The organism is Bradyrhizobium sp. i1.15.2 (assembly GCF_040548425.1).
Lineage (GTDB): Bacteria > Pseudomonadota > Alphaproteobacteria > Rhizobiales > Xanthobacteraceae > Bradyrhizobium > Bradyrhizobium canariense.
This window is the reverse complement of sequence record NZ_JBEPRQ010000021.1, coordinates 64440-85852: the sequence shown is the minus strand read 5'-3', so window position 1 is coordinate 85852 and position 21413 is coordinate 64440. Positions and strand designations below refer to the sequence as shown.

The 21413-nt window shown below is 64.7% G+C and carries 19 protein-coding genes; 7 read left to right on the top strand and 12 right to left on the bottom strand.

All coding sequences use genetic code 11. The features are described 5' to 3' along the window. The first annotated feature begins 14 nt into the window (after window positions 1–14). Window positions 15–980, top strand: a complete 966-nt coding sequence (locus ABIB80_RS28895) for a tyrosine recombinase XerC (RefSeq protein ID WP_007598884.1) — start codon at window positions 15–17, stop codon at window positions 978–980. 100 nt (window positions 981–1080) lie between these two features. Then, window positions 1081–1671, top strand: a complete 591-nt coding sequence (locus ABIB80_RS28890) for a DUF4337 domain-containing protein (RefSeq protein WP_007598882.1) — start codon at window positions 1081–1083, stop codon at window positions 1669–1671. A gap of 104 nt (window positions 1672–1775) precedes the next feature. On the opposite strand, the gene ABIB80_RS28885 is transcribed toward ABIB80_RS28890, so the two are convergent. The 10 genes from ABIB80_RS28885 to zapE all read right to left on the bottom strand — a co-directional run bounded on the left by ABIB80_RS28885 (window position 1776) and on the right by zapE (window position 14374). Beyond that, a complete protein-coding gene (locus ABIB80_RS28885; protein WP_007598880.1) occupies window positions 1776–2306 on the bottom strand; it encodes a hypothetical protein in 531 nt (176 codons plus the stop codon). Between the two features lie 33 nt (window positions 2307–2339). Continuing rightward, a complete protein-coding gene (gene lpdA / locus ABIB80_RS28880; RefSeq protein WP_007598879.1) occupies window positions 2340–3737 on the bottom strand; it encodes a dihydrolipoyl dehydrogenase in 1398 nt (465 codons plus the stop codon). A gap of 56 nt (window positions 3738–3793) precedes the next feature. Beyond that, window positions 3794–4555 carry an SDR family oxidoreductase gene (locus ABIB80_RS28875; protein WP_088941101.1) on the bottom strand — a complete coding sequence of 254 codons (762 nt, stop codon included), beginning with the start codon at window positions 4553–4555 and terminating at the stop codon, window positions 3794–3796. A 52-nt stretch (window positions 4556–4607) separates the two neighbouring features. Continuing rightward, window positions 4608–5852, bottom strand: coding sequence for a 2-oxoglutarate dehydrogenase complex dihydrolipoyllysine-residue succinyltransferase (odhB, locus tag ABIB80_RS28870; RefSeq protein ID WP_007598877.1), 1245 nt, complete (start codon window positions 5850–5852; stop codon window positions 4608–4610). Window positions 5853–6034: 182 nt separating this feature from the next. Then, on the bottom strand, window positions 6035–9004 hold the full coding sequence (locus ABIB80_RS28865) for a 2-oxoglutarate dehydrogenase E1 component (protein WP_007598875.1): 2970 nt from the start codon (window positions 9002–9004) through the stop codon (window positions 6035–6037). Window positions 9005–9141: 137 nt separating this feature from the next. Continuing rightward, on the bottom strand, window positions 9142–10026 hold the full coding sequence (sucD, locus tag ABIB80_RS28860; RefSeq protein WP_007598874.1) for a succinate--CoA ligase subunit alpha: 885 nt from the start codon (window positions 10024–10026) through the stop codon (window positions 9142–9144). 34 nt (window positions 10027–10060) lie between these two features. Next, complete coding sequence (locus ABIB80_RS28855; protein WP_007598873.1) at window positions 10061–10540, bottom strand: DUF1579 family protein; 480 nt, start codon at window positions 10538–10540, stop codon at window positions 10061–10063. 4 nt (window positions 10541–10544) lie between these two features. Then, on the bottom strand, window positions 10545–11741 hold the full coding sequence (sucC, locus tag ABIB80_RS28850; RefSeq protein WP_007598871.1) for an ADP-forming succinate--CoA ligase subunit beta: 1197 nt from the start codon (window positions 11739–11741) through the stop codon (window positions 10545–10547). Window positions 11742–11958: 217 nt separating this feature from the next. Next, window positions 11959–12927, bottom strand: coding sequence for a malate dehydrogenase (gene mdh / locus ABIB80_RS28845; protein WP_007598869.1), 969 nt, complete (start codon window positions 12925–12927; stop codon window positions 11959–11961). A 262-nt stretch (window positions 12928–13189) separates the two neighbouring features. Further along, a complete protein-coding gene (zapE, locus tag ABIB80_RS28840) occupies window positions 13190–14374 on the bottom strand; it encodes a cell division protein ZapE (protein WP_007598866.1) in 1185 nt (394 codons plus the stop codon). Window positions 14375–14513: 139 nt separating this feature from the next. Here zapE and ABIB80_RS28835 point away from each other — a divergent pair, with 139 nt between their 5' ends. Further along, window positions 14514–14768, top strand: a complete 255-nt coding sequence (locus ABIB80_RS28835) for a type II toxin-antitoxin system VapB family antitoxin (protein ID WP_007598864.1) — start codon at window positions 14514–14516, stop codon at window positions 14766–14768. 68 nt (window positions 14769–14836) lie between these two features. On the opposite strand, the gene thpR is transcribed toward ABIB80_RS28835, so the two are convergent. Both thpR and ABIB80_RS28825 read right to left on the bottom strand, forming a co-directional pair. Further along, a complete protein-coding gene (thpR, locus tag ABIB80_RS28830) occupies window positions 14837–15373 on the bottom strand; it encodes an RNA 2',3'-cyclic phosphodiesterase (protein WP_007598862.1) in 537 nt (178 codons plus the stop codon). A 175-nt stretch (window positions 15374–15548) separates the two neighbouring features. Then, a complete protein-coding gene (locus ABIB80_RS28825) occupies window positions 15549–16184 on the bottom strand; it encodes an arylesterase (protein WP_007598859.1) in 636 nt (211 codons plus the stop codon). Between the two features lie 55 nt (window positions 16185–16239). Between ABIB80_RS28825 and ABIB80_RS28820 the strand changes: the two genes are divergently transcribed. The 4 genes from ABIB80_RS28820 (at window position 16240) to ABIB80_RS28805 (ending at window position 21407) form a co-directional block, all read left to right on the top strand. Beyond that, complete coding sequence (locus ABIB80_RS28820; RefSeq protein WP_007598857.1) at window positions 16240–16962, top strand: ABC transporter ATP-binding protein; 723 nt, start codon at window positions 16240–16242, stop codon at window positions 16960–16962. Further along, the gene (locus ABIB80_RS28815) at window positions 16959–19529 is read left to right on the top strand and encodes an ABC transporter permease (RefSeq protein ID WP_007598856.1); all 2571 of its coding nucleotides are present in this window, start codon (window positions 16959–16961) and stop codon (window positions 19527–19529) included. The genes ABIB80_RS28820 and ABIB80_RS28815 overlap by 4 nt, the downstream gene beginning before the upstream one ends. A gap of 270 nt (window positions 19530–19799) precedes the next feature. Next, a complete protein-coding gene (locus ABIB80_RS28810; protein WP_007598855.1) occupies window positions 19800–20591 on the top strand; it encodes a Bax inhibitor-1/YccA family protein in 792 nt (263 codons plus the stop codon). A 285-nt stretch (window positions 20592–20876) separates the two neighbouring features. Continuing rightward, entirely contained in the window at window positions 20877–21407 is a 531-nt protein-coding gene (locus tag ABIB80_RS28805) for a GNAT family N-acetyltransferase (protein ID WP_007598854.1), read from the top strand. The last annotated feature ends 6 nt before the right edge of the window (window positions 21408–21413 follow it).

Sequence of the window (21413 nt, the reverse complement as noted above, 5' to 3'; positions counted from 1 at the left end):
CACGTCCAGAGCGCATGAGCAAAGCGGCCGCCCCACAGATCGAGCTCGCCAGCGCCGATCCTGACATCGCGCAGGAGATGACGCGCTGGCTGTCGCATCTCGGCGCGGAGCGACGGCTGTCGCCGAAGACGCTGGAAGCCTATGCCCGCGATCTGCGGCAGTGCCTGAATTTCCTCTGCGGCCATTGGGGCGAGCGTGTGACGCTGAAGCGTTTCGCCGCACTGGAGGCCACCGATATCAGGGCCTTCATGGCGATGCGCCGCGCCGACGATATTGCCGGGCGCTCGCTGATGCGCGCACTGGCGGGCCTGCGTTCGTTCGGCCGCTTCCTCGAGCGCGAAGGCAAGGGCAAGGTCGGCGCGCTCTCGGCGATCCGCGCGCCGAAAGTCGCAAGGAGCCTGCCAAAGCCGTTGCCGATGGCGTCGGCCAAACGTCTTGCGGACGCCGACGAGCGCGCCGGCGAGGATCGCGAGACCTGGATTTTGGCGCGCGATGCCGCGGTGATGGCACTCCTCTACGGCTCGGGCCTGCGCATCTCCGAAGCGCTGGGGCTGACGCGCCGCGAGGTGCCGCGTCCCGGTGAAGGCGACGTGCTGATCGTGACAGGCAAAGGCAACAAGACCCGCATGGTGCCGGTGCTCCAGAACGTGCTCGAACTGGTGCAGGAGTATGTCGCGATGTGCCCGTATCCGCTGCCGGCCGAAGGCCCGATCTTCGTCGGCGCACGCGGCGGGCCGTTGAGCCCGCGCATCATCCAGCTCGCGATGGAGCGGCTGCGCGGCGCGCTCGGCCTGCCCGACAGCGCCACGCCGCACGCGCTCCGGCATTCCTTCGCCACGCATCTGTTGTCACGCGGCGGCGATTTGCGCGCGATCCAGGAATTGCTCGGCCATGCCTCGCTCTCGACCACGCAGATCTATACCGGCATCGATGCCGAGCGGCTGCTGGAAGTCTATGCCAGCGCGCATCCGCGGCGCTGATGCTGACATGAAGCTGTCATAGCAAGCCTCGCGGCGCGCATGCCTCTTGCGCGGCGCCCGCGGTTCGGTCAATCGTGGGGAACCGAGCCAGGAGGAATTTATGAGCGCACATGAAAGCATGGAGCATGCCGAGCACGCCGAACACGCGTCCGGCTCGAACAAGAAGATCGCGCTCCTGATCGCGGTCCTGGCGCTGTTCCTGGCGATCTCCGAGACGCTCGGCAAGGGCGCCCAGACCGAATCGATCAGCAAGAACGTCGAGGCCTCCAACCTCTGGGCCTTCTTCCAGGCCAAGAGCATCCGCCGCACCGTGGTGCAGACCATGGCCGACCAGGGCAAGCTCATCCTCGGCGCGGCGAGCGACGAGGCCAACAAGGTGGCCGTGCAGAAGCAGATCGAGGACTGGCAGAAGACCGCGCAGCGCTACCGCTCCGAGCCCGAGACCGGCGAAGGCACCGAGCAGCTGGCCGAAAAGGCCAAGCACGCCGAGCATGAACGCGACGAGGCGACTGCGAAATATCATCACTTCGAGCTGGCGTCCGCCGCCTTCCAGATCGGCATCGTCCTGGCCTCGGCGACGATCATCACCGGCATGCTACCGCTCGCCTGGATCGCGGGCCTGCTGTCGCTTGCCGGACTTGGAATGACCGTGCTCGGCGCATGGTCGCCGCATCTGCTGCATCTGCATTGAGGCTCGTAACCCGCATGAGCGCAGCGACATGCGGGGAGCCACAATAAGGAATCCCGGATATCGCTTTGCTCATCCGGGCTACGCGACGCTCATTGCTTCGGCGCTCAACGCGCTTCGTGCACGCTCTTGCGAAAACGCTGGATCAGGCGGAGCGTGCGGGAGGACCAGCCTTCGCCGTTGCCGGCGATCAGCTCCTTGATGCGCCGCTTGACCGGATCGACCAGCTCGGCGGCCTTGGCACGCAGCTTCAGCACCAGATCGTACAGCCGCTCGAACCAGTGCATCTCCATCAGCTTGTCGCGCGTCACATCGAACACGAAGGCGGTGACGCCGACCCCGAGCAGCTTTGCGAACACGATGGTGAAGACCGCGCTGGTCCAGTATTCGTGCGTGAGCAGCCACAGGCCGACCAGCTTGAGCGGAAACAGCGGGACGATCGGTACAGCGAACACGATCAGCGTCATCGCCGGCGACAGCGCATCGACGCGGTCCGACATCCATTGCTTGAAGCGGGCGAGCGGGACGATTGCGACAACCCGCGCGACGATCGGTTCGAGATGGTCCCACAGCCAGGCTTCGATCAGGAAGATGATCGCAAGCAGGACCCAGACCGGTTGAAGCAGGCGGCGTAGCATGTGTTTCCCGCCCGATTCGGCGCTGGGCGCCACCTACATATGGATGGCCCGCTTGCCGACTGCAAGCGCGGCTTCCTTGATGGCCTCGGAGCGGGTCGGGTGCGCGTGGCAGGTGCGCGCGAGATCCTCCGCGCTGCCGCCAAACTCCATGAGAACGGCCGCCTCATGGATCATTTCCCCGGCCTCAATGCCGATAATGTGCACGCCGAGCACGCGATCGGTCTTCGCATCTGCGAGAATCTTCACAAAGCCGTCGGTGGTCTGGTTGACCTTGGAGCGGCCGTTGGCGGTAAAGGGAAACTTTCCGACCGTATATGCCACGCCCGCCTGCTTCAGCTCCTCCTCGGTCTTGCCGACGGAGGATACTTCCGGCGTGGTATACACGACGCCTGGGATAACATCGTAGTTCACGTGGCCGGCCTGCCCCGCGATGATCTCGGCAACCGCGACGCCTTCATCCTCGGCCTTGTGCGCGAGCATCGGGCCCGCGACGACGTCGCCGATGGCATAGACGCCCTTCACGCTGGTGGCGAAGTGCGGATCGATCTGCACGCGGCCGCGATTGTCGAGCGCAACGCCGGCTTCCTTCAAGCCCAGCCCATCCGTGTACGGCACACGGCCGATACAGACGAGAACGACATCGGCTTCCAGCGTCTCGGCAGCGCCGCCGGCGGCGGGCTCGACCGTCGCCTTCAGCGCCTTGCCGGAGGTGTCCACGCCCGTGACCTTGGCACCCAGCTTGAACGCAAAGCCCTGCTTCTCCAGGATGCGCTGGAATTGCTTGGCGATCTCCCCGTCCATGCCGGGCAGGATGCGGTCGAGGAATTCGACGACGACGACTTCGGCGCCGAGACGCTTCCACACTGAGCCGAGCTCGAGGCCGATCACGCCGGCGCCGACGATCAAGAGCTTGCCGGGGACCTTGTCCAGCGACAGCGCGCCGGTCGACGACACGATGCGCGTCTCGTCGATCTCGATGCCCTTCAGACGCGCGATGTCCGAGCCGGTGGCGATCACGATGCTCTTGGTCTCGACCACCTGCGACTTGCCGTCGGCGGAGATCTCGACCTTGCCGGTGCCGAGAATCTTGCCGGCGCCCTTGAGCACGTCGATCTTGTTCTTCTTCATCAGGAACTCGACCCCCTTGACGTTGCCGTCGATGCCCTGCTGCTTGAAGTTCATCATCGCAGGCAAATCGAGCTTCGGCGCGGAAACGCTGACGCCCATCTTGGCGAAGGAATGCCCGGCCTCCTCGAACATTTCGGAGGCGTGCAACAGCGCCTTCGACGGCATGCAGCCGACATTGAGGCAGGTGCCGCCGAGCGTCGCGTTCTTTTCCACCACGGCGACTTTCATGCCGAGCTGCGCTGCACGCACCGCGCAGACATAACCGCCCGGTCCGGTGCCGATGACGACGAGATCGTATGCCATGAGAGAAAGTCCCGTAAGTTTAGCGTTGAGGGATGTGTCAGCGTCCGCGCGGCGCGTCAGCGTCCGCCGGACACATCGAGAATGGCTGAGGTGACGTAGGAGGCCTCGTCCGACATCAGCCAGACGATGGCATTGGCGACTTCATCGGCAGTACCGACGCGCTTCATAGGCACCATATGGGCCAGACGATGGGCGCGGTCGGGCTCACCGCCGGCAGCGTGGATTTCGGTGTCGATCAGGCCGGGCCGGATGCCCGCGACACGAATGCCCTCGCCGGCAACCTCATGGCCGAGGCCGACGGTGAAGGAATCGATCGCGCCCTTGGACGCGGCATAGTCGACATAGGTGTTCGGCGCGCCGAGCTTGGCAGCAACCGACGACAGATTGACGATGACGCCGCCCTGGCCGCCGTGCCTGGTCGACATCCGCTTCACCGCTTCGCGCGCGCAGAGGATGGAGCCGGTGACGTTGACCGCCATCACGCGCTGGATGCGCTCGGCCGACATCTCGTCGACGCGCACGCCGCTGGTCCCGACAATGCCGCCATTGTTGACGAGCGCGCCGAGCGTGCCGAACGCGTCCGCGGCCTTGAACAGCGCCAGGATATCGCTTTCCTCGGCGACGTCGCATTTCACCGCGATGGCCTTGCCGTTGCTGGCCGCGATCTCGGCGACCACCTCGTCGGCGGCGGTCTTGTTGCTGGCATAGCCGACCACGACGCGAAAGCCGCGCGCGGCCGCCGCAATCGCGGTCGCCCGCCCGATGCCGCGGCTGCCGCCGGTGATGACAACGACTTTATCCGTCACGCGCGTCTCCATGGTTCGACACGCGCCGTCGCGTAAGGCGACGGCGCTCGCAGAGCATCAGCGATCAGAGATCGAGCACCAGGCGCGCCGGATCTTCCAGGCTCTCCTTGACGCGAACAAGGAAGGTCACGGCTTCCTTGCCGTCGATGACGCGGTGATCGTAGGACAGCGCCAGATACATCATCGGGCGGACCTCGATCTTGCCGCCGACGACCATCGGCCGCTCCTGGATCTTGTGCATGCCGAGAATGCCGGACTGCGGCGCGTTCAGGATCGGGGTCGACATCAGCGAGCCGTAGATGCCGCCGTTCGTGATGGTGAAGGTGCCGCCCTGCATCTCGTCGATCTTGAGCTGGCCGTCGCGGGCACGGCGGCCGAAATCGGCGATGCCCTTCTCGATCTCCGCGATCGACTTGTTGTCGCAGTCGCGCACCACGGGCACGACGAGGCCCTTGTCGGTGCCGACGGCGACGCCGATGTGGTAGTAGTTCTTGTAGATCAGGTCGGTGCCGTCGATCTCGGCGTTGACGGCCGGGATGTCCTTCAGCCCCTGCACGACGGCCTTGGTGAAGAAGCCCATGAAGCCGAGCTTCGAGCCGTGCTTCTTCTCGAACGCATCCTTGTAGTGCGCACGCAGCGCCATGACGTTGGTCATGTCGACCTCGTTGAAGGTCGTGAGCATGGCGGCGGTGTTCTGCACGTCCTTGAGGCGGCGCGCGATGGTCTGGCGCAGCCGGGTCATCTTGACGCGCTCTTCGCGGGCTGCGTCGTCGGCCGGCGAGGGTGCGCGAACCTGGACCGCTGCGGCCGGCTGGTTGACCGGGGTCGGCGCCGAGGCCGCACGCTCGATCGCGGCGAGCATGTCGCCCTTGGTGACACGGCCGTCCTTGCCGGAGCCGGGAACGGTCGAGGCGTCGATGCCGGTCTCGGCCGAGAGCTTTCGCACGGAGGGCGCGAGCGGCGAGTCGGCCGGCGGTGCTTTCGACGCGGCCGGGGCGGCGGATGGAGCCGCCGCGGCGGGAGCAGGCGCGGGCGCGGCAGCCGGCTTGGCGGGCGTCTTTGCGACGCCGGCCGTGCCCTCGGTGATCTGTCCGAGCAGCGCACCGACCGCAACGGTCGTGCCATCTGCGGCGATGATCTCGCTCAGCGTGCCCGCGGACGGCGCCGGGACTTCGATGGTGACCTTGTCGGTCTCGAGCTCCACCAAGGGCTCGTCGACGGCGACGGGATCGCCGGCCTTCTTGAACCAGCGGCCGATGGTGGCCTCGGTGACGGATTCGCCGAGGGTCGGCACACGAATTTCAGTCATGGTCTTTTCCTTAAGGAGATCGCCAATGCGGTCGGGAATTTTCAGGTGTCGTCGGCCTGCGAAAAGCAGGCCATCCAGCAAGCCGAAACGTTCGCATTCACGACGGACGCCACGGTTTGCCGGATGCCCCGCTCCAGTGCGCCATTGCACACAAGGCGGGGCATAACGCAGCTCGAAAAAGTTCAGCTCAATGCTTCGTCCAGGAACGCCTTCAGCTGCGCCTGATGCTTCGACATCAGACCTGTGGCGGTCGCGGCGGAGGCGGCGCGGCCGACGTAACGCGGACGCCGGCTCGCACCGTTCACCTGGTTCAGCACCCATTCCAGATAGGGCTCGATGAAGTGCCAGGCACCCATGTTGCGGGGCTCTTCCTGGCACCACACGACTTCGGCCTTCTTGAAGCGCGACAGCTCGGCCACCAGCGCCTTCAGCGGCACCGGATAGAGCTGCTCGACGCGCATCAGGTAGATGTCGTCCATGCCACGCTTCTCGCGCTCCTCGTAGAGGTCGTAATAGACCTTGCCCGAGCAGAGCACGATGCGGCGGATCTTCTCGTCGGGCACGAGCTTGACCGCTTCGCCCGGCAGCATCTGGGCGTCGTCATACAGGATGCGGTGGAAGGTCGTTCCCTTCGCGAGCTCCTCGAGGCGCGACACCGCCCGCTTGTGACGCAGCAGCGACTTCGGCGTCATCACGATCAGTGGCTTGCGGATCTCGCGATGGAGCTGCCTACGCAGCACGTGGAAGTAGTTCGCCGGCGTGGTCGGATAGACCACCTGCATGTTGTCTTCCGCGCACATCTGGAGATAACGCTCCAGACGCGCCGAGGAATGCTCCGGTCCCTGGCCCTCATAGCCGTGCGGCAGGAGGCAGACGAGGCCGGACATGCGCAGCCATTTGCGCTCACCCGAGGAGATGAACTGGTCGAACACGACCTGCGCGCCGTTGGCGAAGTCGCCGAACTGCGCTTCCCACAGAGTCAACGTGTTCGGCTCGGCGAGCGAGTAGCCGTATTCGAAGCCGAGCACGGCTTCTTCCGACAGCAGCGAGTTGATGACCTCGTAATGGCCCTGCTCGTGACCGAGATGGTTGAACGGCGTGTAGCGGCTCTCGTCTTCCTGGTCGATCAGGACCGAGTGGCGCTGCGAGAAGGTGCCGCGCTCCGAATCCTGCCCTGACAGGCGGACATGATGGTTCTCGTTGAGCAGCGTGCAGAACGCCAGTGCCTCGCCGGTCGCCCAGTCGATGCCCGTGCCGCCGTCGATCGCCTTGGCGCGGTTTTCGAGGAAGCGCTGGATGGTGCGGTGGACGCGGAAACCATCCGGCACCTTGGTAATCTTGCGACCGATGTCCTTCAGGGCGGTGATGTCGACGCCGGTGACGCCACGCCGCGCATCTTCTTCCTGATCCGCGATCTTGAAGCCGGCCCATTTGCCGTCGAGCCAGTCGGCCTTGTTGGGCTTGTAGCCGGAGCCGGCTTCGAGCTCGGCATCGAGCCGCGCGCGCCAGTCGGCCTTGGCCTTCTCGACCTCGCCCTCCGTCAGCACGCCTTCGCTGATGAGACGGCGGGCGTAGAGCTCGAGCGTCGACGGATGGGCCGCGATCTTCTTGTACATCACCGGCTGGGTGAAAGCCGGCTCGTCGCCCTCGTTATGGCCATGCCTGCGGTAGCAGAACATGTCGATGACGACGGGCTTGTGGAATTTCTGCCGGAACTCGGTCGCGACCTTGGCCGCGAACACGACGGCTTCCGGATCGTCGCCGTTGACGTGGAAGATCGGCGCGTCGATCATCTTCGCCACGTCCGACGGATACGGCGACGAACGGGAATAACGCGGATAGGTGGTGAAGCCGATCTGGTTGTTGACGATGAAGTGCACGGAGCCGCCGGTGCGGTAGCCCTTCAGGTCCGACAGGCCGAAACATTCCGCGACCACGCCCTGGCCGGCGAACGCGGCATCGCCATGCATCAGCAGCGGCATCACTGAGATGCGCATATCCGGCGGATCGCCGTGCTGGTCCTGCTTGGCGCGGACCTTTCCGAGCACCACGGGATCGACGATCTCGAGATGCGAGGGGTTGGCGGTCAGCGACAGATGGATGCGGTTGCCGTCGAACTCGCGATCCGAGGACGCGCCGAGGTGATATTTGACGTCGCCCGAGCCTTCGACCGCATCAGGATTGGCAGAACCGCCCTTGAACTCGTGGAACAGCGCGCGATGCGGCTTGCCCATCACCTGGGTCAGCACGTTGAGGCGGCCGCGATGCGGCATGCCCAGCACGACCTCCTTCACGCCGAGATTGCCGCCGCGCTTGATGATCTGCTCGAGCGCGGGAATCAGCGATTCAGCACCGTCCAGGCCGAAGCGCTTGGTGCCGGTGAACTTGGTGTCGCAGAATTTCTCGAAGCCTTCGGCTTCGACCAGCTTCATCAGGATGGCGCGGCGGCCTTCGCGGGTGAAGGAAATTTCCTTGTCCGGCCCCTCGATCCGCTCCTGAATCCACGCCTTCTGCGCCGCGTTGGTGATGTGCATGAACTCAACGCCGAGCGTCTGGCAATAGGTGCGCTCGCAGATCGCTGTGATTTCGCGCAAGCTGGCGTATTCGAGACCGAGCACATGGTCGAGGAAGATCTTGCGGTCGAAATCGGCTTCGCTGAAGCCGTAGGTCCGCGGATCGAGCTCTTCGCGATTGCGCTGGGCTTCGATGCCGAGCGGATCGAGCTTGGCGTGGAAGTGGCCGCGCATGCGGTAGGACCGGATCAGCATCAGGGCCCGGACCGAGTCGCGGGTGGCCTGGAGCAAATCGGCGGAGGAGAGGCCGCCGCCCTTGTCGCCACCCTTGGCCTGCGCCTTGGCGGCGATCTTGGCGCCGACCGTCTTCTCGACTTCGGCCCAATTGCCGTCGAGCGCGGAGGTCAGATCGTCCTGCGGGGTCAGCGGCCAGTTGGCGCGCTCCCAGGACGGGCCTTGGGCGTTCTTGCTGATGTCGCCCGGCTGGTCGTTGAGGCTCTTGAAGAAGTCCTGCCACTCGGCATCCACCGAGGACGGGTCCTTCTCGTAGCGGGCGTAGATTTCGTCGATGTAGGTGGCGTTGGTGCCCTGCAAAAAGGAGGAGAGGGCAAAGGCTGCGTTCGCGTCTTGGCGAGACATACTTGAGTTCCTGGCGATTTCGGTTCGCGCATAACAAACGGCGCTGGCGCTGGGCTCCCCGGCAGAGGACCAGCGCGACAGGCACCATTTACCCTATTTGCTACGAAACTTCGCCCGGAAAATTACGAAGGTGTGAATCAGGCTTTCAATTTTTCGGCAAGCGTGTGCCCGAGCCGAGCGGGAGACGGGGACACTGTAATTCCAGCCGATTTCATCGCGTCGGTCTTGGAACCGGCGTCCCCCTTGCCGCCGGAAATGATCGCGCCGGCGTGGCCCATGCGGCGGCCGGGAGGGGCTGTGACACCGGCGATGAAACCGACCATCGGCTTCTGGCGGCCGCGCTTGGCCTCGTCCTTGAGGAACTGGGCGGCGTCTTCCTCGGCGGAACCGCCGATCTCGCCGATCATGATGATCGACTCGGTCTTGGGGTCGCCGAGCAGCATTTCCAGCACGTCGATGAACTCGGTTCCCTTGACCGGATCGCCGCCGATGCCGACCGCGGTGGTCTGGCCGAGGCCTTCCTGGGTGGTCTGGAACACGGCTTCGTAGGTCAGGGTCCCCGAGCGGGAGACGATGCCGACGCTGCCGGTCTTGAAGATGTTGGCCGGCATGATGCCGATCTTGCACTCGCCGGCGGTCATGACGCCCGGGCAGTTCGGCCCGATCAGGCGCGACTTGGAGCCCGCCAGCGAACGCTTCACCCTGACCATGTCGATGACCGGGATACCTTCCGTGATGCAGACGATCAGCGGGATCTCGGCATCGATGGCCTCGCAAATCGCATCGGCCGCGCCCGGAGGCGGCACGTAGATCACGGACGCATCGGCGCCGGTCTTCTCACGCGCCTCGCGCACGGTGTCGAACACCGGCAGGCCCAGATGCGTCGCGCCGCCTTTGCCGGGCGAGGTGCCGCCGACCATCTTGGTGCCATAGGCAATCGCGGCCTCCGAATGGAAGGTGCCGTTCTTGCCGGTAAAGCCCTGGCAGATGACCTTGGTGTTCTTGTCGATCAGGATGGACATGAGGTCTGCTTTCGCGAAACTAACGAGTGAGAGGTCAGTGGATGCGGCGGTAGACGCCGGTGAGCACGTCGGCCCAGCCTTCCGCGTCCGGCGAGAACTGGATCTTCAACGAATAGGAATCGTCGTCGATGATTTCATAGACGTGGCGCGCATTGCCGCGGAGCGAGCCGCGCACCAGCGTCAGGGTCTTGCCGACCCACCCGCCGGAGGCGGGCGAGGGCGGCGTGTAGCCGAGCGAATCGTACCAGAACAATTTGTAGGTCCGGTCTTCGCGGTCGAAGGTGAAGATGCCGTGGGTGGCGAAGCTCTGCTTGCCGTCGCGGGTCTGGACCGAGTCCTGGATCAGATAGAAGCCATTGAGATCCATGTGGGCCACGACGTGAGAGGTCGCCGTCCCGCCCTCCGTCCAGCGCGACGGAAAGACCACCTCTTCGCCATTCCATTCACCGGCGAACGCGGCAAGACGCGCGTGCTCCGGCAGCGGGGATGATGCAGCGAGATGGTCCTGGGTCATGGCCTCAGCCTTCCTTGACGGCCTTCACGATCTTCTGCGCAGCGTCGTCGAGATTGTCGGCCGGCACCACGTTCAGGCCGGACTCACGGATGATCTTCTTGCCCAGCTCGACATTGGTGCCTTCGAGGCGAACCACCAGCGGCACGCTAAGGCCGACTTCACGAACCGCAGCCGTGACGCCCTCGGCGATCACGTCGCACTTCATGATGCCACCGAAGATGTTGACCAGGATGCCCTTCACGTTGGGATCCGCGGTGATGATCTTGAAGGCGGCCGCGACCTTCTCCTTGCTGGCGCTGCCGCCGACGTCGAGGAAGTTCGCCGGCGCCATGCCGTAGAGCTTGATGATGTCCATCGTCGCCATCGCGAGGCCGGCGCCGTTGACCATGCAGCCGATATTACCGTCGAGGGTGACGTAGTTGAGGTCGTGTTTCGACGCTTCGATTTCCTTGGCGTCTTCCTCGGTCTCGTCGCGCAGCGCGAGCACCTCGGGGTGACGGAACAGGGCGTTGTCGTCGAACGACACCTTCGCGTCGAGCACGCGGAGCTGGCCCTGCTTGGTCACGACCAGCGGGTTGATCTCCAGCATCGACATGTCCTTGGCGACGAACGCCGCGTAGAGCTGCGCGGTGAGCTTCTCGGCCTGCTTGGCGAGATCGCCGGAGAGTTTCAGCGCGTTCGCGACGGTGCGGCCGTGATGGCCCATGATGCCGGTCGCGGGATCGATCGAGAAGGTCACGATCTTCTCAGGCGTGTTGTGCGCGACGTCCTCGATGTTGACGCCGCCCTCGGTCGACACCACGAACGAGACGCGCGAGGTTTCGCGGTCGACCAGGATCGAGAGGTAGAATTCCTTGTCGATGTCGGAGCCGTCCTCGATGTAGAGGCGGTTGACCTGCTTGCCGGCGGGGCCGGTCTGGATCGTGACGAGCGTGGCGCCGAGCATCTGCTTGGCGAATTCGGAAACTTCCGCGGCCGACTTGGCGATGCGGACGCCGCCCTTGTCGCCGGCCGAGGCTTCCTTGAACTTGCCCTTGCCGCGGCCGCCGGCGTGGATCTGGCTCTTCACAACCCAGACCGGGCCCGGGAGTGCCTTTGCCGCCGCGTCCGCATCGGCCGCCTTCAGGACCGGAACGCCCTTGGAGATCGCGACGCCGAACTCGTTCAGCAGCGCTTTGGCCTGATATTCATGGATATTCATATGGTCGCTCCCTGAACCCGCGGGCGGTGACCTCGTAGGCCCACCTCAGTCTTGTGGCTGGCATACCATATACCACAGGAACTGCAACCCGGATTCTCTGACATCGATCTCTGGACTTGCGGACCAGGACCCGCCCCAACCTTAAACAAGGTTTGGCGGACCCCGGAAATGAAACCGCCGAAGACCGGTTTTCGATCTTCGGCGGAATGTTTCGACCTTAGCGGCCCAGAAGATCGGGTGCGATCTTCTTGCAGGCATCAACCAGACCCTGCACCGCGCCGACCGACTTGTCGAAGGCTTCGCGATCCTTGCCGACGAGCTCGATCTCGACGACGCGCTCAACGCCCTTGGAGCCGATCACGACGGGCACGCCGACATACATGTCCTTCACGCCGTATTCGCCGTTCAGGTAGGCGGCCGAGGCCAGCACGCGCTTCTTGTCACGCAGATAGCTCTCGGCCATCGCGATCGCGGAAGCCGCCGGCGCGTAGAAGGCCGAGCCGGTCTTGAGGAGGTTGACGATCTCGGCGCCGCCGTTGCGGGTACGGTCGACGATCTCGTCGAGGCGCGCCTGCGAGGTCCAGCCCATCTTGACGAGATCGGGCAGCGGGATGCCGGCGACGGTGGAGTATTTTACCAGCGGCACCATGGTGTCGCCATGGCCGCCCAGCACGAAGGCGGTGACGTCTTCGACCGAAACGTTGAACTCGTCGGCCAGGAAGTAGCGGAAGCGCGACGAATCCAGCACGCCGGCCATGCCGACGACCTTCTTGTGCGGCAGGCCGCTAGCCTTCTGCAGCGCCCAGACCATCGCGTCGAGCGGGTTGGTGATGCAGATGACGAAAGCGTCGGGGGCGTATTTCTTGATGCCGGCGCCGACCTGTTCCATGACCTTGAGGTTGATCGAGAGGAGGTCGTCGCGGCTCATGCCGGGCTTGCGCGGCACGCCGGCGGTGACGATGCAGACTTTTGCGTTGTCGAGCGCCTCGTAGGAGTTGGCGCCGGTGTAGTGCGCGTCAAAGCCGTCGACCGGCGAGGACTGCGCGATGTCGAGCGCCTTGCCCTGCGGCACGCCCTCGGCGATGTCGAACATCACCACGTCGCCCAGCTCTTTCAGGCCGATGAGATGAGCCAGCGTTCCGCCGATCTGACCGGAGCCAATCAAAGCAATCTTGTCGCGCGCCATGTGAACCTGTCCTTTAGACACGTAAGGAGGGGAAAACTGAGACGGGTGGTTATCCCTTTCGCCTCCCCCGTTCAAGTCACGGGTTGCCCAATTGTCGGGCTTGCCGGGATAGCAGCCAGAATACCCAGGCTGTCATTCCGGGATGCGCCAACAGGCGCAGGCCCGGAATCCATGAGGCGGCAGAGTCGGCGGCAGGATGGATTCCGGGCTCGCGACTTCGTCGCGCCCCGGAATGACGCCGGAGAAGATGGTGAAATAGGACTTAAGTCTCCACCAACCCCTTGGTCGAACCGCTGGCGGTGGAATCCTTGCGACCGTGGGGCAGTGCCAGATAGGATTCCGAGCTCATTTCGATCAGGCGCGAGGCGGTGCGCTTGAACTCGTTGGCCTCGTTGCCCTCATTGGCGAGATAGAGCGAGATCGGGTTGGCATCGGCCGAGGCCATCAGCTTCACGGCATTGTCATAGAGCGTGTCGATCAGCGTAATGAAACGCTTGGCGGCGTTGCGCTGGGAGAAATCCATCACTGGAATATGGTCGACCAGGATGGTGTGATAGTCGTGCGCCAGCCTGAGATAGTCGGATGCCCCGAGCGGCTTCTCGCAGAGATCGGCGAACGCGAAGCGCGCCACGCCGTGGGCCGAGCACGGCACGTGCAGGATGCGGCCCTTGATCGAAATATCGCGCGACTTGCATTTGGCGCTGCCTGACATCTTCGACCAGGCGCGGTCGAGCGCGGCGTCGGCCTCGGTGTCTGCCGGCGTCAACCACATCGGCACGCCCTGAAGCTTTTCCAGCCGGAAGTCGGTGCGCGCGTCGAGCCGCAGCACGTCCATGTGGTCGGTGATCTGTTTGATAAAGGGCAGGAATAGCGAACGGTTCAGACCGCCCTTGTAGAGGTCGTCAGGCGCGACGTTGGAGGTCGCAACCACCACGGTGCCGAGCTCCAGCAGCTTTGCGAACAGGCGGCCGAGGATCATCGCGTCCGCGATGTCGGTGACGTGGAATTCGTCGAAACAGAGCAGCCAGCTCTCCTCGAAGATCGCATGCGCCGTCAGCGCGATGACGTCGCCGTCGGCGATCTCGCCTCGGGCGATGCCCTGGCGAAAATCGTAGATGCGCTCGTGCACATCGGCCATGAATTCGTGGAAATGCGCGCGCCGCTTGTGCTCGACGGTCGAGTGCTGGAAGAACAGATCCATCAGCATGGTCTTGCCGCGGCCGACCTCGCCATGGACGTAGAGCCCATGCGGCGCCTCGTCCTTGTCGCTGCTGAACAGGCGGCTGAGCAGGCCCTGCTTGCGCTGCGGCTTGTAATCGGCGAGCCGCTGGTCGAGCGCCGCATAGGCGTCGGCGATTTCGGCCTGCGCAGCGTCGGGCTCGATCGCGCCGGACGCGATCTGGGCCTGATAGGCTTCGCGGAATGAGGAACTGGGGGTCGAGAGCATGCTCTTTACCGCCAGAGATGAGCGGAAATTGCAACTCCGTATTGGCGCAAGGGCTTATGCGCTCCGCCCACATCCACGTGGTCGGAGGCGAATAATTGAGATATCACAGGGCTAAAGCGGCTGCTTTGAGGTTCCTGGCATGGCCCTTAGTATCGAGGACTCCGAGGTCGAACGTCTCGCGAGGCGTCTGGCGCAACTCACTGGCGAGACGGTTGCTCTTGCTACGAAGCGAGCTATCGAAGAGCGCCTCAGGCGCATCGACAATCAGTACTGCAAAACTGCTCTTTTGGAGGATATGGCCGCAATCCGTCGACGCTGGAGCGAGCTGCCTGTGGTAGCCGACCGGATGCCCGACGAAATAGTAGGATACGACGAACACGGATTGCCATTCTGACTTCAGTCGATGCTAGGCATCTACGCGCCATATGGGTCGGCGTCGCTCCGTCTTCTGCGAGCCAAGACTCACTCACACAACTCATAAGCGTCCTCGACCACATACGGGCCGCCGCCCGTCGATGCGCGGGACGAGAACAGCACGAAACGTTCGGCCGTGAACGCCTTGCTGGGAAAATAGCCGCGCAGCGAAAGATAATCGGCGACGTCACGGTCGGTGGCGTCGTGCAGCCGGGCCAGCGTGACATGCGGGATGAACTTGCGGCCTTCAGGGTCGAGGCCGATCCGCTGCATCAGGCGCTCGAGCTCGGCCTGCAATTCCATCAGCGGCTTGCTCGGCACGATGGTGGCGACCACCGCGCGCGGCTTGCGTCCGCCGAAACTCTGCAAACCCTGCACCTTCACCTCGAACGGCTTGCGGTCGACGCGAAACAGCATCGAGGCGATTTCGTTGGCGGACATGCCATCGATATTGCCGATGAAGCGCAGGGTGACGTGGTAATTTTCGGGATCGATCCAGCGGGCGCCGGGAAGGCCGCCCCGCAAATTGGAAAGCGACTGGCCAATCTCGGCCGGAATTTCCAGACCAGTGAACAAACGCGGCATCGTTTCGCACTCCCGATGCTTGGCCATGATCCCATGGGAAAGATCATATCCAAATTTTAGAGCCGGCGACGAATCACCGGTACCTCAATTCCTATCGCAGTTGTGTGACTCTGCGAAGCATCGCGCGCCTCACCCCGGTAAAACCCTGGGAATTACGGGCGGCGCTGCCTGCTTTTCAACGCCGCTGCTCAGCTATCGTGCCAATGAATGCCTCAACCGTGGGCAAGATATTCCTGACGATGATGTCGACGCCGGCCGCGGTCGGATGAATGCCGTCGGCCTGGTTGAGCTTGGCATCAGCCGCGACACCGTCGAGAAAAAACGGATAGAGCGGCACGCCGAATTTTTTCGCCAGATCCGGATAAATCGAATTGAAGCGCGCGGCATAGTCCGCGCCGTAATTCGGCGGCGACAGCATACCGCACAGCATCACCGCGATCTTGCGCGCCTTGAGGCGCTGGACGATCTCGGTCAGCGCGGTGCGCGTCAAATCGGGATCGATGCCGCGCAGCGCATCGTTGGCGCCGAGCTCGATGATCACACCGTCGGTTCCGTTGGGGACCGACCAGTCGAGCCGGTCACGGCCCCCCGAGGAGGTGTCGCCGGACACCCCGGCATTGGTCATGTCGACGTCTATGCCTTTGGATTGTAAAGCTTTTTGAAGCCCAGTGGGGAACGCTTGCTGGGCCGGGAGGCCGAGGCCGGCGCTCAAGGAATCGCCGAGAACCACCAGCTTGATCGGTTTCGCCGCCTCGGCCCATGCCGGATTTGGCACCGTCATCAAAGCGAGCATCAACACGGCTATGTGCATGAACAATCCGTAACGCCTCTCGACCGCGCGTGCGGAGTTGCCATATGACCGGACCATGGACACTCGCATCTCTTCCTCTTCGCTCGCCGACAGTTCGGCGGACACCATCGCCATCTCCAACGTCAATCTGTCATTGGGTACGGGCGCGGCACGCGTTCACATTCTCAAGGATATCAGCCTGCGCGTCGGCCGGAGCGAGACGATCGGCCTGATCGGCCCGTCAGGTTCGGGCAAATCCACGCTGCTGATGGTGATGGCGGGGCTGGAGCGTCCTGATAGCGGAGAGGTGGTGGTCAGCGGCACGCCTTTCAATGCCCTCGACGAGGACGCGCTGGCCCGCTTCCGCGGCCGCCAGGTCGGCATCGTCTTCCAGTCCTTCCATTTGATCCCGACCATGACCGCGCTGGAGAACGTCGCGGTGCCGCTCGAGCTTGCGGGCAATCCCGACGCCACAAAGCGCGCGGCGCAGGAGCTGCAATCGGTCGGGCTCGGCGACCGTCTGCATCACTATCCGACGCAGCTCTCCGGCGGCGAGCAGCAGCGCGTCGCGCTGGCCCGCGCGCTGGCACCCGATCCCGCGATCCTCGTTGCCGACGAGCCGACCGGCAATCTCGACGAAGCCACGGGACAACAGATCGTCGACCTGCTGTTCAGCAAGCATGCCGAGCGCGGCATGACGCTGGTGCTGGTCACGCACGATTCCTCGCTGGCGCATCGCTGCGATCGCGTGATCCGCCTGCGCTCCGGGCGCATCGACACGCAGTCGGCGCCGGCATGAGCCTCGCTGCCGAACCGTTTGCGAAGCCCAATGGCGTTGCGCTGTCGCTGCGCTACGCGCTGCGCGAATTGCGCGGCGGCCTGCGCGGCTTCTACGTCTTCATTGCCTGCATCGCGCTCGGCGTGATGGCGATCGCCGGCGTCGGCTCCGTATCGGCGAGCCTGAGCGACGGCCTCGCCCGCGAGGGCCGTACGCTGCTCGGCGGCGACGTGTCCTTCGTCTTGTTCCAGCGCGAGGCGAAGCCGGAGGAAGTCGCCTTCCTGCGTTCGCGCGGCACCGTCTCGAGCGCCGCCACACTGCGCGGCATGGCGCGCTCGGCTGAGGGCAAGCTGGCGCTGGTCGAGATGAAGGCCGTCGACGACACCTATCCGATGCTGGGACAGCTGACGCTGGCGCCGCCGCTGCCGATGTCCGACCTGCTCGCAGAGCACGACGGCGCGTTCGGCGCGGCCGCCGATCCGACGCTGCTGGCGCGGCTGTCGCTCAAGACCGGCGATCGCGTCACCGTCGGGACTGCCACGTTCCAGATCCGCAGCGCCGTCGAAGCCGAGCCTGACAAGCTCGCCGGCGGCATCGGCTTCGGCCCGCGCTTCCTGATCAGCGAGGCGGGCCTGCGCGCCACGGGGTTGGTCCAGCCCGGCAGCCTGGTGCGCTGGGTCTACCGGGTGAAGCTGCCGGAGATCGCCAATAGCGAGCGCGCCACCGACGCCTTCATCGCGGACGCCCGCAACGCCGCGCCGCAGGCCGGCTGGGAGGTCCGCAGCCGCTCCAATGCGTCGCCGCAGCTCGAGCGCAACATCAACCGCTTCACGCAGTTCCTGACGCTGGTCGGCCTCGCCGCGCTGCTGGTCGGCGGCGTCGGCGTCGCCAATGCCGTCAAGGCCCATATCGATCACAAGCTCGAGGTGATCGCGGCCTTCAAGGCCGTCGGGGCCACCGGGCGCGACGTGTTCGGCATCTATCTCGCCCAGGTTCTCCTGCTCGCCGCGATCGGCTCGGTGATCGGCCTCGCGCTCGGCGCCGCCATGCCCTTCGCAATCGTCGGCCTGTTCGGCAAGCTGCTGCCGCTGCCGGTGGTGCCGGCGGTGCATGCCGACGAACTCGCGCTGTCGTTCGTCTATGGGCTGCTGACGGCGCTTGCATTCGGCCTGTGGCCACTCGGGCGGGTGCACGACGTGCCGGTGGCCGCGCTGTTCCGCGACACCATCAGCTCCGAATGGCACCGGCCGCGCTGGAGCTATCTCGTCTTCATGGCCGTCGTGATCGCGCTGCTCATCGCGGTCGTGATCGGGCTATCCTTCGACAAGCGCATCGCCGCGGTGTTCGTGGCCTCCTCCGTGGTCGTGTTCGCGCTGCTGCGCGGCATTGCCGCTCTGCTGATGACGATCGCACGGCGGCTGCCGCGCACGCGGTGGCCGATGCTGCGGCTTGCGATTGCCAACATCCACCGGCCGGGCGCGCTGACGCCCTCCGTCGTGCTGTCGCTCGGGCTCGGCCTCGCCGTGCTCGTCACCATCACCCAGATCGACGGCAATCTGCGCCGGCAGTTCCTGGCGGCACTGCCCGAGCACGCACCGTCGTTCTTCTTCATCGACATTCCGAGCACGCAGGCCGAGCAGTTCGACTCATATCTGCGCCAGCTCGCCCCTGGCGCGAAGGTCGATGACGTGCCGATGCTGCGCGGGCGCATCGTCGGGGCCCGCGGCGTCCGCGCCGAGGAGCTCAAGCCCAGCACCGATTCCGAGTGGGTGCTGCAGAGCGACCGTGGCCTGACCTATACCGCCGAGCTGCCGAAGGGCTCCAAGGTGGTCGAGGGCGAGTGGTGGAGCGCCGATTATTCCGGCCCGCCGCTGGTTTCGATGGAGAAGAAGATCGCGGACGGACTCGGCCTCAAGCTCGGCGACGAGGTCGTGGTCAATATCCTCGGCCGCGACATCCCCGCGAAGATCAGCAATCTGCGCAGCGTCGACTGGCAGGGCCTCGGCATCAATTTCGTCCTCGTGTTTTCGCCGAACGCGTTCAAGGGCGCGCCGCACACCCACATCGCGACGCTGACGGAAGCCGGCGGCGATGCGGCCGGCGACGGCAAGATCATCAGGGAGGTGGCTGACGCCTATCCGATGGTGACGAGCGTGCGCGTGCGCGAGGTGATGGAGACGGTCGGCTCGGTCGTGACCAACCTGGCGCTGGCGATCCGCGGCGCCAGCGCGGTGACCCTGATCTCGGCGATCCTGGTGTTGGGCGGCGCGCTCGCCGCCGGCCATCGCCACCGGGTCTACGATGCTGTAATCCTCAAGACCCTGGGCGCGACCCGGCTGCGGCTGCTCGGCGCCTATGCCCTCGAATACCTCCTGATTGGCCTCGCTACGGCGGTGTTCGGCGTTTTCGCCGGCAGCGTCGCGGCCTGGATGATCGTGACCCGGCTGATGACCCTCACTTTCGTCTGGCAGGGCGGCAGCGCCGCCGGCGTGGTCGCGGCTGCCTTGGTCGTCACGGTCGGCCTCGGGCTCGCCGGCACGCTGCTGGCGTTGAACAAAAAGCCCGCCACGGTGTTGCGGAATTTGTGACAAATGGTAGCGGGCGGCGGCACGGGAGCGAAATCGCACGATTCCGGCGATTAACCACGTCCGCTCGTCTGGATTGCAGGGAAGGGCGACATTCAGCCGCGCGTGGACGGTTGCAGCGGATGTGTTAGTTTCCCACATATCGAGTGGGTTCGGAGCCCCGATTGTTAGCCAAAATTTAGTCGGCAGACATCGGTATCCGAGATAGAGTTTGACGAACCGGCGGCATGGCGACCCTCATGCCGGACCGGACCAACCAACGGGAATTCGACCATGTCGGACCTAGACCGCAATTACGCTTCTCCTTTCGGCAGGGCCGCCGGGCGTGTTGACGCCGCGACGGTCGATGCCGGCCTGCGCGCCTACATGCTGCGCATCTACAACTACATGAGCATTGGCCTCGCCATCACCGGCTTGGCCGCGCTCGGCGTCTACATGGCCGCCGTGACGGATGTTCCGACCCCGGAAGCCGTCCGCGTCGGCAAGCTGTTCCTGACGCCGTTCGGCTACGCGATGTTCGTCAGCCCGCTGAAGTGGCTGTTCATGCTCGCGCCGCTCGCCATGGTGTTCGTGATCTCGGCGGGCATCAACCGTCTCGCTCCCTCGACCGCCCAGATCCTGTTCTGGGTGTTCGCGGCGCTGATGGGCGTCTCGCTGTCCTCGATCTTCCTGGTGTTCACGCACACCTCGATCGTGCGGGTGTTCTTCATCACCGCGGCGACCTTCGGCGCGCTCAGCCTCTACGGCTACACCACCAAGCGTGACATGAGCGGAATGGGTTCGTTCCTGTTCATGGGCCTGATCGGCATCGTGATCGCGAGCCTGGTAAACCTGTTCCTGGCGAGCTCGGTGCTGCAGTTCGTGGTGTCGGTGGTCGGCGTGCTGGTGTTCGCGGGCCTCACGGCCTGGGATACCCAGCGGCTGAAGAACGACTACATCTACGGCTACGCCTCGGCCGGCGGTGACATCGCAGAGCGTGCGGCCATCACCGGCGCGCTGTCGCTGTACCTGAACTTCATCAACCTGTTCACGCTGCTCCTGCAGCTCCTCGGCCAGCGCGACTAAGCGCTGAGGCGAGAGGACGGACACGAACCCCGGCCGAAAGGCCGGGGTTTTTGTTTGGGTGGGCCGGACGTCGTCATCGCCTGCCTTGTGCGCAATTGCGCACTGGGGCGGGCGATCCAGTACGCCGCAGCGGCTCTGTTCTTGCTGCACTGTTTCGGAGTACTGGATGCCCCGCCTACGCGGGGCATGACAGCGGAGAAGATGGAGGCTGCTTCGCTCGCAATGACGACGTGGGGAGGCGGTTCGCCTCTTCCAGCCGTCCCAGGAAGGCTCTAATCTTGCGGCATGTCCGCACCCGATATCAGGCCCACCATTGAGGCCGACCTTCCCGCCATCACCGCCATCTACCAGCAGGCTGTCCGCGAGGGCACCGCGACGTTCGAGCTGGAGCCGCCCGATCTCGCCGAGATGACGCGCCGCTACCGTACGCTGATCGACGGCGGCTACCCCTATTTCGTCGCCATCCTCGACGGGCGCGTCGCCGGCTACGCCTATGCCGGCGCCTACCGGCCGCGGCCGGCCTACCGCTTCACGGTCGAGAACTCGATCTATCTCGATCCGTCCTTCCACCGCCGCGGCATCGGAGCGCTCCTGCTGGAGCGGCTGATCGTCGAGTGCGAGGCGCGCGGTTTCCGCCAGATGATCGCCGTGATCGGCGATTCCGCCAATGCGGGTTCGATCGGCGTGCACAGCAAGGGCGGCTTCAAGATGATCGGCACGCATCCCAGCGTCGGGCTGAAATTCGGCCGCTGGCTGGACACGGTGATGATGCAGCGGGATCTTGGCGAGGGCGCGAAGAGCGTGCCGGGGAAGTAAGGCCCG